General features: G+C 35.8%; 3 protein-coding genes. 2 read left to right on the forward strand and 1 reads right to left on the reverse strand.

Features of this window, described 5'->3' with window-relative positions:
* Nucleotides 1–63: 63 nt before the first annotated feature.
* Complete coding sequence (locus Q4Q34_RS00410; protein ID WP_303319034.1) at nucleotides 64–4,254, reverse strand: LamG-like jellyroll fold domain-containing protein; 4,191 nt, start codon at nucleotides 4,252–4,254, stop codon at nucleotides 64–66.
* A 544-nt stretch (nucleotides 4,255–4,798) separates the two neighbouring features.
* Here Q4Q34_RS00410 and Q4Q34_RS00415 point away from each other — a divergent pair.
* Nucleotides 4,799–9,961: a LamG-like jellyroll fold domain-containing protein gene (locus tag Q4Q34_RS00415; protein WP_303319033.1), complete on the forward strand. Its 5,163-nt coding sequence runs from the start codon at nucleotides 4,799–4,801 to the stop codon at nucleotides 9,959–9,961.
* Between the two features lie 250 nt (nucleotides 9,962–10,211).
* Nucleotides 10,212–15,119 carry a LamG-like jellyroll fold domain-containing protein gene (locus Q4Q34_RS00420; protein WP_303319032.1) on the forward strand — a complete coding sequence of 1,636 codons (4,908 nt, stop codon included), beginning with the start codon at nucleotides 10,212–10,214 and terminating at the stop codon, nucleotides 15,117–15,119.
* The last annotated feature ends 65 nt before the right edge of the window (nucleotides 15,120–15,184 follow it).

A 15,184-nucleotide genomic window follows, 5' to 3' on the forward strand; every position in this document is an offset into this window, starting at 1 on the left:
AATAAAAAAGAGAAGGAATAAACCTTCTCTTTAAGTAATAAAAAACAATAGTTTTTATTTATTTTAATGCTTTACAATTCGCCTACGAACTATATCTCCGTCAACATTTATATTTATTAAATATTGACCACTTTCTAATTTATTAGCTGGGATTTTAATCAATCTTTCTTTGAAATAGTTCTTTTCAATAATCAATTGGCCAAGTATATTAAATACCTGAACATTAGATTGGTTATAATCAGCTTGAATTTTAATCGTCAGTTGTTCTCTAAACGGGTTAGGGTAAAGTTTAACTTCAATTTCAGATAAATCGAACGCTACATCCTCTTCTATATTTACAACTTCAAGTTCTTCTTTTTTGACATTAATTTTTGAAGTCCCGCCAGAACTACAGCCATTAATAACAATATCATCAATATAGACCCAATCTGAGTTCCCGGACGCATCTGCTCTAAATCTTAATTGTGTCGTCGCAGTAAACGGACCAGCAATGATTACCTGATCTGTATAAAACTGATTGTTTACAAATTCGTCATCTCTGTTCCACTCTTCAACGGTTATAAAACTTCCTCCTCCGTTTGTAGATATTTGTAACCAAAAATCTTCGTTACTATTATCCATACTTCTACAATAATAACCAAAGTCAACTGTTATTTCATCATATGCTGTTAAATCCAAATTATCTGTAGTTCCCACAGAAGTAGAAGTATTATCTCGTAATCGCATACTATAAGTTCCTGTTGTGGCATAAGCAGCGTTTGAATCTCTAAAAGAATCTGAGCCGCCATCATTCCATATCCCCCAACCAGATTCAAACCCTTCAGAGTTTATCACAGAATATGTACAACCTCCTATAGGGTTTACAGTTACTACAACATCGTCATTTGAACTACATCCATTTTGTGTAACCGTTACGGTATAAGTGGTAGTTGCTGTTGGACTTACATTAATGTTCGCTGTAGTCTCTCCGGTACTCCATAAATATGTACCACCTCCAGTAGCCGTTAATGTGGTTGAATTACCTTCATCGATAGTAACATCTGCTCCTGCATCTGCAGTTGGTGATGGAGTTACCGTTACAATGACATCATCATTATCAGACGTAATGCCATCAGAAACAGTTACTGTATACGTTGTTGTTACTATTGGACTTACATTAATACTTGCTGTAGTTTCTCCAGTACTCCATAAATAAGTAGTACCTCCAGATGCCGTTAATGTAGTTGAATCGCCTTCACAAATTGTGACGTCCGGTCCGGCATCTGCCACTACTGCTGGCGGTGGCACTACACAAGCAGAATTGTTAATTTCTGTTGCATTTAAAACGGTATTATAAACTGCAAAAGCATCCATTTTTCCAGTAAAGAAAGCATCTGCTGAATTTTTAAAACTATCACTACCACTAATCTTTCCACCTATACCCCCTTTACCTGTATGTACCCCAATAGAAGTAGCTGCTGTACCAGAAGCGACTTCTACACCGTCTATATAAAGCTTTTGATTAGAGTTTATACCATCATAAATTAAAGCCACATGATGCCAGTCACCATCATTTGGAAATACTGAGCTTATTTCAACAGAAGTCGTTCCACTATCTCTAACTACAGCTTCTAAATTATTGCCATTTAATCTCATCGCTATGCCTATAGTACCTCCTCCTTCATCAAATATGTTTTGCAATCCAGATAAATTTGTTGGTTTTACCCATGTCATCATCGTTCTTGCATTAAGACTGCTTTCCATAAAACCTCCCGGTGACCCAGGTGAGTATTGAATACTTGAACTACCATTAAATACGGCAGATTGATCGCCTTCTTTAAAATCTGACGTATCCGTTGCAATAGAACCAACTGTAGCAATGGGATTATGTAAATTACCCGAGGCATCTTCACCTATGCTTAAATTTGCCAAATCAAAATCCCAAAAAGCTTCATAACCACTAGTAGGCTGACATCCCGCTGTTGAATTTGTTAACGCTACACATGCCGCATCATTTATTTGGGTGTCACTCAATACAGCATCATACACCGCAAAGGCATCCATTTTACCTATAAAATAACTATCGGCTGCATTTGAAAAGCTATCCCAACTACCTATAACACCACCTATTCCTCCTCCTGTAGCGTTATGAGAACCAATAGAAGCAGGCGCAGTATTACTAGACACTGCTTCTACACCATCAATAAATAATTTATGACTGGTATTAGCGCCATCATAAACAAGTGCCAGATGGTGCCAGTCGCCATCATTCGGAAATGGTGTTGATAAGCTATCTGCGACTGTTAATGAGCTTCTAACGACCGATTCCAGATTAGAACCATTTAACCGCATGGCGATTCCAACAGTATTTCCTCCTTCATCAAAAATTTCCTGAATACCACTTAAAGTTGTCGGTTTTACCCAAGCAGAAACTGTTCTGGCTGATGTAGCTAAAGACATAAATGTAGCAGAGCTATAATTAATGTCTACAGTGCCGTCAAACACAACCGATTGGTCTCCCTCTTTAAAATCTACAGCATCATACGTTAATGTACCATTTATTGGATTCGGATCGTTACCATTTCCAGAAGCATCATTGGCATCACTGGCAATATCAAAATCCCAGTAAGCATCATATCCGCTTATTGCCTGACAGCCATCAGTAGAATTTTGTCCGCCACCTGTATTAATTATATATGGCAATGGCACCGTTTGTCCGTTACTTCTATATGTTGGTAATGGTGCAGATATGTTTATAAGGTGATTTTGCAAATCTGTACTCATATCATTAGCTATTGTTAAAGTAGCCTGATCTGGAGTACCAGAAAGTAAATTTGTTGCCTCACTAATATCGTTTACTAAATCGTATAACTCATACGAGGCCGTTTCATAATTATGAATTAATTTATAATCCCCTTTTCTTATTACAGAAACAGGTCTTTGATCTCTTTTGGAATCAATTAAATAGCCAGGAAAATGCCAATATAATGATTCTCTGGTCATGGCTGTTCCATTAGTTAACATTTGCCATTGACTTTCACCATCTATATCATATCCACCACCAGGCAATGATGCTCCCGCCATTTCTGCAAGTGTTGGGTAAAGGTCAAAAGCCATAACCGGAGTTGTATTAATAGTTCCTTTATTAGCCAACCAAGACGCTTCAGACCAAGCGATGGTAACCGATCTGATACCACCTTCATATAGTTCCCCTTTCATTGCTCTTAAAGGACCATTGTCATCTGTTCCGATAGCCCCACCATTATCTGATATAAAATAAACCAAGGTGTTTGCAGACAACATATTCCCAGGGTTTCTGGGATCTGCGGTAGTTTTTAGATAATCTATTAACCTTCCTATGGTTTGATCCATACCTTCGGCAATAGCTGCCTGACCGATATTATTATGCCCCATTTGGCTTGGGGTTTTGGCTTGATACTTTGTTACTAAATCCGGGCGTGCATTCCCCGTATCAAAAGGCCCATGTATTGCAAAGTTGCTAAAATGCATGAAAAACGGCGTACTTTTATTTAATTCCATCCAATCTATAGCTGCATCGGCCATAGCATCTGTAACATGCTTGGGGGTTCCTTCTAGAGTCGTATCTCCATTTACAGATAATGCAATAGATTCTGCTGCAGTATATGGAGATGCATAAACATCAAGTTCTGGCCCTATATTACTATGAAAAATGTATGGAGCACTACCGGAAGCAAAATAAGAGCCCGGTGCACCTTTGGTACCACCTCCATAGTTATAGTCAAAACCTTGATCGGTAGCCGCATTGTTAGTAACATTAGTACTTTCGTTTTCTCCTACATGAAATTTACCAAGATGCACTGTGGCATAACCAGCAGTTTTCATAGTTTCAGCTATGGTTATGGCACTTACTGGTAATTCATCAATCCCTGAAGGTAAACCTTGTGAAGGACCAACGAGCAAGGTACTATTCCCCCCTCTATTCAAATTATCTACTGCCCATATATTATTATGTGGCCTGGAAGCATACTGTCCACTCAATAAAGCTGCTCTTGTTGGTGCACAATTAGCACCGTTTACATATCCATATGGAAATGCAATACCTTGACTTGCAAGAGTTTCTAAATTGGGGGTTTCATAAAAATCACTTTGATTATTCAAGTTGGTTAGTCCAGTACTTACCTGTGACCACCCCATGTCGTCAGCAATTATTACTATAACATTAGGGTTTTGAGAAGAGAGAAAGTTAAAAAATAAAACAAATAGCAATAAACATAAACTCTTAATTGTTTTCATGTTTAAAAGAATTGGTTAGTATTTAACAAGTTAATGTTTTTTTTTAATTAAATACGAATATTCGAATAAAAACAATAAATCTTATCTTACTTTTTAAAAAATATCACACTATTTTCTTATTATAAATGACAGATTTTAAATATGCTATAAATTAAAAACAGAAAGAAATAAAACAGCTTTTCCTACTTCATATTTTTAAATGAAATAAAGACGCATCAAATACATCGACAAAATTATAATAGAACTTTAAGCCATATAAAAAGCCACAATTAACCCATCCTATAAAATTTTCATTTTGCTCAAAATTAGATTGTCTTTTTTATGAAATAACTACAAAATATCAACCAAATATTACATATTATAATACAAATATTACAAAAAAATCAATTACACACAATCCCTTAATAAACAAAGTATTACAAGCTAACAAAAACAAAAATGTAATCCAAATCATATGCATTTTGTCCGTTTTTTTTGCATTTCATAGAATTTTGTAGTATGTTTGCTTCAAATAATTAGTCCCAAACTAAAATTTTAACCGCTTATGAAAAAGACTCTAACTCTTTCTAAGTTTATCCTCGCATGGGTACTTTTATGCTTCAGTTTCAACGCAGCGTCACAAGATTTCAAAATACAACATTTACAAGATGATATTGGAAATGGAGGAGGCAATAACACAAGTTTCACAGCTGTTTCTTCATTAAATAATGCTGTTGCTTTAGCCAATAATAATAGAAAAACACATGGTGGATCCAATGGTATTACTGCAGAAAGGGAAGGTGATGATATGGCTGGAGGCCGTGCTTTAACAGCAACTGGAACACTAACATATTATCGTGAATCTGGTTCACAAAATGAAAATACAAGATTTAATACCTCTATTTGGGAATACACAGGGGCTTCTGGAGGTGCTAACGAATTTATAGTTAGAGGTAGATATACTGTAGACCTCAACGCTGGTACTTATACAGCCGATCAAACAATCTCTGGAATTGCCAATAAGGATAATTGTATTCCTTTTATTACAGGGATAATGAATGATTCTGGCACCGATGATGCAGACTCCGGAACAGCTATAGCTTATTTAACAAGTGGTACCAACCTAAGAGTTGAAAAGGGAGGCACCAATACACCTAATGTTAGAGTTTATATCACTCTTGTTGAATTTACTGGATCTAACTGGACTGTATTACATGGAGATTCAGGAGATACAGCCGGAGACACAGGCACAGTAACACTTTATGATCGATCTGATGGTACCGGAACGGCTACAGATGTAAGTGCCTGGTCAAATGCTATTATATTTAGTCATCACAGAGGAGATACGGCAACTGGAGGTACAAATGACTCACATTCCGATAACTGGCCTATGATGGAACCAGGGGCAAATAACCAAAGTGTTAATTGGACCTTTTTTAATACTCACGATTCAGATGGTACTAACCGTCATTTTATACATGTACTAAACAATTCAGAAGTATCTGTAACCAGGCATAGTGATACATCTGTTGCGGGTTCTGTAACCATAGATATAACCTCATCTGGATTAACAGATTTAAGTCAATCCATGATTATTGGTTCAACATACCATAGTGGTACTGGTGCTGGTTATGGTAGAGGATGGAGAAATTACAAACTAAACTCATTGACACAAGCTGAACACTGGACGCATCGCGCCGGTGGTGGAACTGCTAATGCAGGTACTAATATCCAAATTGTAAATTTCGACTATACCAGAAGTCCTGGTGGTATAGCTGCTAACCTTGAATTATGGCTCAAAGCCGATTCTGGAGTCGAAGAATTGGCCAATGACAGTGCAGAAGATGCTGACCCTGTATTAAACTGGTTAGACAATACAGATAATAACAATGATGCCACACAGGCTACGGCTGGGAATCAGCCTGTCTTTGATGAAGACGCTATAAATTTCAACCCAACAATTGATTTTGATGGAGATGACCTTTTACAAACTGCTGCGATAACCTCTAATTCCGACATGACTGTATTTACTGTTGGAGAAGGACAAAGTGGTATCCAAAAACAAATACTAAATTTAAACGGTGGTGATAATATTATTATAGAATTTGAAGATGCTACTCCCACATTTAGAGCAAGAATGTACGATGGAGTGAATACAGGAGAAATACAAACTACAACCGCAGTGACAAATGGAGTAAACGTTATTGCAAATTACGATGTATATTCAGGCAGTAATTCCGAACTCTTTATTAATGGCTCTTCTGTTGGAACGGATGCCACAAACACATATGCTCCAACAAGTCCAATTGCCAATATAGGAGGACATCCTTCTAATATAGCAAAAAGATGGGATGGTGGTATAGCTGAAGTCATTGTATATACTGGTTCAATAACAAACACCGAGAGAGATCAAGTAGAATCTTATTTGGCTATTAAGTATGGGGTTACATTAGGAACTAATGGGACATCTCAGGACTATGTAGATTCAGACGGGCGCGTTATCTGGGATCAATCGGATAATGTTGGATTTAATTATAATGTTACTGGTGTTGGTCAGGATAATCTTTCTGGATTGAATCAAAAACAATCTAAAACAATTAATACCACAGACGATATCACTATTGGCATCAAAGACATAGCTGCTACAAATAGTGCAAATTCCAATTCATTTTTTGCCGATAAAACATTTTTAATGTGGGGGCATGATAATGGTTCCACATCTTCGGCTACCGACATTACAAAAGACTTTAGTGCAGGCACCACAGTTACAAGTAGCGTAAGTGTTACACCTATTACCAGAAAGTGGAAAATGGTCGTTACAGATTCTATACCGACCATCAAACTTTCCATACCAGAATCTATGGTTTCTGGTACTAATGCAGGTAGTGAAGAATATGTTATGATCGTTGCTGATGATGCCCTATTTACAACCAATGTAACATCTGCCACTATGGAAGATGTTGGTACAGAATTAGAAGTTGATTTCTATTTTGAAGGTACCAAATTTATTACATTCGGCTCTACACCAGAAGTAGCCATAGGTTCTCGCTCAGCGTATTTTGGTAATTACACAACTACAGATTCCTATTTAGATGCAGGCGATGTGAACGACCTGGATAATAAAGATTTTACTATAAGTGCCTGGGTGAAACGTGATGTGGGAGAAAATAAATTCGACATCATTTCTAAAAGAAATTACTTCCATGAAGCACCTGGTCCTCCAAATGAAACTTATACACATGGTTATGCTTTCAGAATTAATTCTACCAGTCAGTTTCGAATGGTATGGAGAGACCCTAATGACGGTTCTAACAATGTCATGCAAACCTCGGCTACTATCCCAGAAAATGAATGGCATCATATTGCTGCAACTTACCATTCCGGAACCAATATGACAAGCTTATATATTGATGGTTATTTAGAAGATAGCGATGATACTTTGGATCCAATTAATACACCTTCTGATTCTCATTTCTTAATAGGTGCAGCCCACCACATTAAAAGACAACAAAAAATGAGAGGTAGTGTAGATGAAGTACGTGTTTGGGATGTAACTCTTTCTGCTAACCAGATAAGATACATCATGAACCAAGAAATCGAGAATAATTCTAATTTTGCTGATGGTGTCATTTTACCTACTATGACAACTAAAAATGAAATCGTTCCCATTCCGTGGAATAACTTAATCGCCTATTACAAAATGAACACTTTAGTTTTTGGTAGTGTAAAAGATGAATCTAATAGCGGTAATGATGCTTCTATGATAAGATATGATAACATTGATGAGCAAACAGCTCCTTTACCATACAAAACAACACAAAATGGAGACTGGGACACTTCTACATCATGGGAAAATGGAGATGTACAATATTTACCAGGAGTCGATTCATATTTAGATGCATTAGAAACTATTGATTATAATATTGTCCAAATAGATCATAATATTACTATGGACAATTCTAACACAACACTTATTCCTGCTTCTAGAAATGGTAACAGAACTGTTTTAGGCTTAATTGTTAATAGTGGTGGTGATTTACAGGTAAATGGTAGTAATGCTTCTACCACGGGCTTTGGGTTAACCGTTTCCCATTATTTAAAACTTGACGGAACCATTGATTTAGAAGGAGAATCACAGCTAATACAAATTACAGATAGTGATCTAGACACCAGTAGTTCTGGGGCACTAGAGCGAGACCAACAGGGTACACAAGATTTATACACATATAATTATTGGTCATCTCCGGTTGGAAGAACCAATACATCAAACAATAATGTTAATTATACAGTTCCAGAAATACTTAATGATGGTTTAGATCCTACCACACCATTAACTATTAACTTTTTAACCTCTGGGTATAATGGTACACCTGGAACATCTGGAACCACACCCATTGGAATAGCAGATTACTGGATTTGGAAATTCGCCAATAGACTAAGCGATGATTACCCTTCCTGGCAACACGTTAGAAGTACTGGTTTACTTAATATAGGAGAAGGCTTCACCATGAAAGGTGTTGCAGATACAGGTGGCACTATAACCTTAACTCAAAACTATGCATTTAATGGTAAACCAAATAATGGGGATATTACTTTAAGTTTATCTGCAGGCAACGATTATTTAATTGGTAATCCTTACCCTTCCGCTATAGATGCCAATGAATTTATACTAGATAATACCAGTGACGGACTAGGTAGGGCAGCAAGCAATATTATTAATGGAACCTTATACTTTTGGGATCATTTCGCGAGTAGTTCTCATGTTTTAAGAGAGTATCAGGGTGGATATGCTACTTACACTTTATTAGGAAGTACAGTGGCCATATCTAATGATACTAGAATCAATAACACAGGTGTATCTGGTACCAAACTACCAGGGCAATATATCCCTGTTGGTCAGGGGTTCTTTGTCGTTGCAGATACAGGAGGTACTATCACGTTTAAAAATAGTCAACGTACTTTCGTAACCGAAGCTACAGCTTCTTCTTCTTTCCTTAAAGTAGGGAATACAAAAAAGACAAAAAGCGAGACTCAAAAAGTACAGGTAGATAACAGACAAAAAATCAAACTCATGCTTGATTCCCCCAAAGGCTATCACCGTCAATTATTGGTGGGGGTTGATGAAAATACGTCTAACGGATTTGATATAGGTTATGATGCACCATTAGTGGAAGACAATAAGGAAGACATGTTCTGGATTTTCTCAGATAGTGAATATATTATTCAAGCTGTAAATAACTTCGATCTAGAACAAAAATTACCTTTAGGTATTAAAATTGATAAAGAAGGTATAGCTACAATTAAAATAGATGGCTTAGAAAATATAAGTAATGATTTAGATATTTATTTAAATGATAAAGAATTAAACAGTTATCATAATTTAAGAGACAGTCATTATGAAGTATACCTAACAGCTGGAACACATTTAGAACGTTTTGAAATTACTTTCCAAAATGGATCATTATTAAATATTGATGATGCCGAAGAGAATGAATTACAAGTTTATTTCTCTAACGAAAAAGAAAGTATCATTATTCACAATCCAACGTTAAGCAATATCGTGTCCTTTGAAATGTTAAACATACTAGGCCAATCTTTATTGCAATTCGAACCTAAAACAAATAATAACTATTTAGAATATAAAACACCTCAAATTAAAACAGGTAGCTATATATTAAAAATAGCAACCGAAAAAGGAAAAACTTCTAAAAAAATATTAGTTAAATAATAATTACCAGTTGTGTATTTTACAATTTTTACACATAAAGTATCTTGGTTAAATGAATTTTATCAAAATGCACAACTGGTTCTTTTTTGTGTCACGACCTCTTCACTTCTATCTGACATTTTTTACAAAAAAATCACACTTTATCGTGTTTTTTATGCGTTTCATCGTGTTTTTATTAAAATAAAATGTATATTTGTCCTGTAGATCATTAAAAATAAATATTTAGCCCCAAACTAAATTAAACCTACCTATGAAAAATATCTCTATAAGATATTCATTAATGCTATTGCTATTTAGTATAGCCCCATTTACAGCTATATCGCAAACTATTGCTTCTTATGATTTTGAAAGTGGATTACAAAGCTGGACTGATGGTGGTTCAGATTCAGGTTTAAATACTAACTCTATATATGCTAGTAACGGATCTCGGTCTATTTATTCAAAAGATAATGACACATCACAAAACTATACAACATCACCTACTTTAGACCTTTCTGCATATGGTTCTGTAGACTTTTCTTTTTCGTTTATAGGTCGTGGCATAGACTCTGGTGAAGGTTTTTCATTACAGTATTTTGATGGATCTAATTGGTCTACAATTAAAACCTACGTATTAGGAACAGACTTTACTTCAAACAATTATATTTATACGTTTTATCAAACAATAAATAGCGGGCTTGCTTCTAATTCCCAATTCAGGTTTAGCAGTACTGCAGATTCTAATGGAGAATACAGTTATTTTGATGATATATTAATACAAGTTTCAGCGCCAGAAATAGATGTTACAGGTAATGGTATATCCATTTCTAACGGTGATGTTAGTCCTGCTATTTCAGATTACACTGCTTTTGGTACATCAAACTCAGGAACTCTGGTTACAAGAACATATACTATCAATAATAAAGGTGGTAGTAATCTAACTATTGCAAATATAACGTTATCGAATACCACAGATTTTTCAATTGTAGCTCCATTTTATTCATCCCCAGTTGTTCCGTCTACCGGTTCTACAACATTTACTGTTCAATTTACCCCAGCTACTTTAGGAACAAAAACATGTACTGTAACCATTACCAATAATGATTCAGATGAAAGTGCATTCCAATTTGATATTGATGCACGTTCTGAGCAAAATTTTTTCGATAGCGATGGTGATGGTATTCTGGATAATGTTGATATTGATGATGATAACGATGGCATACCGGACTCAGATGAAGAGTCTTCATGTAGTGCTTCTTCCATATCTTCCACAACAAATTATAAATTCTTAAATGAAACATTTGGAGAAGGAAATAGAACAACTATTAATACAACCTATGATGCCATAACAACTTATTGTTATGAGGATGGTACTAACGGAACCAGTACAACGACATGTCCCAGCTTAAATAATGACGATTTAAGCGATGGTGAATACGTTGTATATTATAAAGCTGGAGACGGTGATGGAACAGATGACACTCCAAACGCTGAAGTAGCAAGTTGGGCAGACAATTATTGGTATACAGGTGAAGATCATACTTCTGGGGATACTAACGGACGAATGGCTATGTTTAATGCTTCCTACGATCCCGGAACTTTTTATTCGGCAACTATTGTAGGAGCCTTACCAAATGTACCTATTACTTACAGTTTTTGGGTACTAAATTTAGATACAACAACAGCACCGGGTATAGCAACCAGACTAAGACCAGATATTTTAGTAGAATTTAGAGATGTAAACAATAACGTGCTGGCATCAATAACCACGGGTGATATCCCGCCTTCTGTTAATGGAGATCCAGCGGCCAGTTGGCACCAGTTTACCGCAAACCTAACTTTTAACGTCAGTGAATTTTATGTTTATTTTATTAATAATGAAGTTGGTGGTGCTGGTAATGACCTTGCCATAGACGACATAGTCATATCGCAGACTTTATGTGACACTGATGGTGATGGTGTTGCTGATGTCTTTGATTTAGATTCAGACAATGATGGGATTCCTGGCGTAGTAGAAATAGGTTTAGGAAATTATAGTGATGGAAATGCTACACTAACCAATAGCGGAAGCTGGGTAGATGCTAACAATAATGGCATGCACGATCTAAGTGAAGGATATAGCCTTTTAGATTCAGATGGTGACGGTACTCCAAACTACTTAGACCTAGACTCTGATAATGACACTATTTTTGATGTAGATGAATCTGGAGCTACTAACTCTAGCAGTGCGACTTATCAAAACGGTGATGGAGATATTACCGGAGATGGTGTTGGTGATGGACCAGACACAGACGCCGTTAGAGAAACTGATATTAACTCTGATGGTGTTTCAGAATTTTTCACCGACGGTATTTTAGATTTATATGATTTCTTTGAAGGCGGAACATTTGCTACTGGTTATGGTAATTCAAACCAAGGAGCTACCGGAACTGGTTGGGAAAATTATGTGGTAGATACTGATAATGACAATATTCCGGACTATCTTGATGTGACATCAGATGGATCTACTTTTGATATTTCACATACTTTATATGCCAGTTTAGATGGAAATAATGATGGTTTAATAGATGATACCAATGATGCCGAAGGAGATGGCATTATTGATCTGTTTGACACAGATGATACCGTTTTTGGTTCCCCACGAGATTTAGACAGAAAACTACAGTTGTATTTTGATGGTCGTAATGATTATGCTGCTGAAACCTCAGTAATTAATGGTTGGGATGAAGCTACCATAATGAGTTGGATAAGAATTGATCCTTCAGCTTCCGGAAATCAAATAATAGTTGGCCAAGATGCTTTTTATTTACAATTAAATGCAGATAAAACAATAACGTCCTATGCTGATGGTTATACTATTTCCAGTAGTTCTAGCTTACTTACTAATCAGTGGACCCATGTTGCAGCAACTTATAGCTGTGACTGTATAGATGGTGTGTTCAAATTATATGTTAACGGTACAGAAATAGCAAGTACTGCAACTTCTTCTGGTTCACTGAATGCCGATACATCAAGCTTTACAATAGGTAGAAAACCAGATACTGATAGTAACTATTTTCATGGGTATGTTGACGAAGTACGCGTTTTTGATAAAGCATTAAGTGAAAACGAACTTCACAAAATGATACATCAAGAAATTGAAAATAATGCAGGAGTAACTAGAGGAACTATTATTCCGTTAGATATCACAGATTTTGTTGATACCTCAAATATTACACCTTTAAATTGGTCTTCATTACAGCGTTATTATAGATTAGATACTTATAAAGATAATATTATTGATGATTTAACAACAGCTTCTATAGATGTGAGTGCGGGAGCCAGAATTTATAATTCTAAAATTATTGAAGGACAAACGGCTCCACTGCCTTATGTTACTACATCTTCTTGTAATGGTGATTGGACTGATTCTAGTAATTGGGAACAAGGTAATTTATGGGATATAAGCAGCACTGCACCAGATTGTGCCATTATACAAATAAAAGGAAATATACACACAAGTATAGCTCGTTCTACTGTAGGCTTAATTTTAGATAGTGGAAGTAAATTAGAAGTCAATGGAGATTCCGGATTGTTTAACAGCTGGTATTTAAAATTAGATGGAGACATCGATTTAGAAGGGGAATCTCAGTTAATTCAAACTGATGATAGTATATTAGATGCAACCAGTTCCGGAACATTAGAAAGAGATCAACAAGGAACCGCAGACACCTTTACGTATAATTATTGGTCATCCCCAGTGGGATTAGCCAATAACTCTACTAATAATAACAGTTACAAATTACCAGATATTTTTACTAATGTTAATTTCATAACCTCTGGCTATAATGGTTCAGCTTCTCCTATAGGAATTGCGGATTATTGGATTTGGAAATTCAACAACCAACAAAGCGATAATTACTCCAAATGGCAGCACGTACGCAGTACAGGAACATTACTTGCAGGCGAAGGTTTTACTATGAAAGGCCCAGGCACTGGTAGTATTAGCACGCCTCAAAACTATGTATTAAATGGCAAACCTAATAATGGAGATATAAACCTAACCATAAGCTCTGGAAACGACTATTTAGTTGGTAACCCTTATCCATCTGCCATAGATGCTGTACAATTTATATTAGATAATGGCCCTACCATTGCTGGTGCAGGTTCTACAACAGGAACATTATATTTCTGGGAACATTGGGGAGGTGGTTCTCATATTCTTCGTGAATATCAAGGTGGCTATGCCACGTACTCACTCTCAGGAGGTGTACCAGCAGCATCAAAAGGAACTAACGATCCTGATGTAGCGACTGGCGGTATTCCTACTAAAACACCGGGCAGGTATATTCCGGTAGCTCAAGGTTTCTTTGTTACTGCCGAAGCAGCTGGTACAGTTAAATTTAACAACGGTCAGCGCGTGTTTCAAATTGAAGATGGTAGCAATTCATTATTTGTAAAATCATCGAATACTAAGAAAAGTAAAGCAAATTCTAGTAACAAAACCAATACTGGAGATACCAGAATGAAACTAAGGATTGGTTTTAACTCTATAAATGAAATTCATAGACAGCTATTAATTACTGTTGATGAAAACGCCTCTGCTAGTTATGACTGGGGTTACGATTCAAAATACATTGACACTCAGATAGATGATATGTACTGGTTAATTAATAATGAAAAATTCACCATTCAAGGTATTGATGACATTAATGATCAAACTATTATTCCATTAGGACTTCATACTAAAAAAGATGGGTTTAATAGTATTGCAATTGATAAATTAGAAAATACCCCTGATAATTTAGAGATTTATCTACATGATAAGGAATTGGATATATACCAAAACTTAAAACAAGGTAATTATAAAACCTATCTAACTGCTGGAGAATATCTAAACCGTTTTGAAATCACATTTTCTAAAGCTCAAAAAACATTAGGAATTAATGATACTGAGATCAATCAGATCGAAGTCTATTTCTCTAATGAAGAAAATCGTATTGTTATTAACAACCCAGCTTCTAAACGAATAGAATCTGTTGAAATGCTTAATATATTAGGACAATCGCTGTTCAAATTTCAAACAAGTACCAACGATACACATTTAAAATATAATGCAAGTCAAATTAAAACTGGAAATTATGTCTTGAAAATACAAACCGAATATGGCACAATTTCTAAAAAAGTATTAATAAAATGATATAGTTGAGTTAGTTATTTGAGTTAGTCGCTTAAACCATAAACCTATTCTTATACTTAGCTATA

This window comes from Flavivirga abyssicola, from assembly GCF_030540775.2.
GTDB lineage: Bacteria > Bacteroidota > Bacteroidia > Flavobacteriales > Flavobacteriaceae > Flavivirga > Flavivirga abyssicola.

Bases quoted from the DNA above. Each gene is read 5' to 3' on its own strand.
- Q4Q34_RS00410 (WP_303319034.1), bottom strand. From the start codon at position 4,254: ATGAAAACAATTAAGAGTTTATGTTTATTGCTATTTGTTTTATTTTTT.
- Q4Q34_RS00415 (WP_303319033.1), top strand. From the start codon at position 4,799: ATGAAAAAGACTCTAACTCTTTCTAAGTTTATCCTCGCATGGGTACTT.
- Q4Q34_RS00420 (WP_303319032.1), top strand. From the start codon at position 10,212: ATGAAAAATATCTCTATAAGATATTCATTAATGCTATTGCTATTTAGT.